We start from the raw sequence: 340 nt of genomic DNA, 5'->3' as shown, positions 1-340 counted from the left end.
ACGGTATTTGCCGGCGCGCACCAGCAGGGCCGCGCCAAGCCCGGCGTTGAGCGCCCCGGCGACATCGCTCTCCGCATCGTCGCCGACCATAACCGCGTCGGCCGCCGGGCAGTCCAGGTCCGCAAGCGCCGAGAGAAAGAAATCCGGCGACGGCTTGCCGAGCACCACGGGGCTTCGGCCGCTGGCGAATTCAAGCGCCGCGACGAAGGCGCCGGCGTCGAGGCTGAGCAGCCCGTCGGCATCCCTGAAAGTGCGGTTGACGGCAAGCGCCACGAAATCGGCGCCGGCAACCAGTTCGCGGAAAGCGCGGTTGAGGCTGGCATGGTCGAAGCCCTCGCCC

The 340-nt window shown here is 70.0% G+C and carries 1 protein-coding gene; it reads right to left on the bottom strand.

Annotation, left to right across the window (positions count from 1 at the left end; genetic code table 11):
* Positions 1 to 340: HAD-IA family hydrolase (locus EN786_RS36570; protein ID WP_145972934.1), on the bottom strand; the 340-nt coding region annotated here is incomplete at both ends.

Source organism: Mesorhizobium sp. M4B.F.Ca.ET.143.01.1.1 (assembly GCF_004792275.1).
In the GTDB taxonomy this organism is placed as follows: Bacteria; Pseudomonadota; Alphaproteobacteria; order Rhizobiales; family Rhizobiaceae; genus Mesorhizobium; species Mesorhizobium abyssinicae.
The sequence above is the reverse complement of the archived record's forward strand: the minus strand, read 5'-3'. Positions and strand labels throughout refer to the sequence as shown.